Origin of the sequence: Haoranjiania flava (assembly GCF_025631005.1) — a bacterium.
GTDB lineage: Bacteria > Bacteroidota > Bacteroidia > Chitinophagales > Chitinophagaceae > Haoranjiania > Haoranjiania flava.
Map to the genome: position 1 here is coordinate 1 of NZ_JAOTPL010000052.1, position 648 is coordinate 648.

1 protein-coding gene is annotated in these 648 nt (G+C 37.7%); it reads right to left on the minus strand.

Annotated features, from left to right (window positions below):
• Positions 1-9: 9 nt before the first annotated feature.
• Positions 10-648: DDE-type integrase/transposase/recombinase (locus OD355_RS13805; protein WP_263039081.1), on the minus strand; the 639-nt coding region annotated here is incomplete at its 5' end.

The following is a 648-nucleotide window of genomic DNA, read 5'->3' on the forward strand; positions in this document are numbered from 1 at the left end:
TGTCCATCCCTAAATAGTGTTGACCGTTTTTAAATTGTTTTCTTTATCAAAAATAGAAAAAATAGGTTTAGTTTTTAATTCATTTTTATACCACATTGTTTCGAAGTCTGCGGGTGCTATTCTATCAAGGTGGTTATGTTTTCTCTTAGTATTATAATGCGTAACGGCTTTAGCCACACAACTCTTTAATTGGCTATAGTTTTTAGGCTTCCAATAGTCCAGATATTCTTCTTTAATTGTTTTGTTTACCCTTTCTGCATAGGCGTTGTCCTGGGCACTAAGTGCCATACTGATATCAATATTATTGCTCTTCAGTAGTTGTGTGTATTCCAGGCTTGAGTACTGGCTACCGCGGTCGGAGTGATGTATCCTGGGGCACCCATTGTCCTTAATAGCTTCCAGCAAAGCTTCTTTATTGGCAGTGGCCCGCATGTGGCCGGATACTTTATGGCCCACAATTTTTTTTGTATAAACATCAATGATAAATACCGCATAATAAAATTTATCCTCCTGTTTTACATAAATATAGGTTATGTCTGTTTGCCAGATTGTATTAGGGGTAGAGACGCTATATCCCTTGATAAGATTTGGATAATATATACTGCCGCAAAAAGTAGTGCGCCTGTAGTTCTTCTTGTATGCCAACCG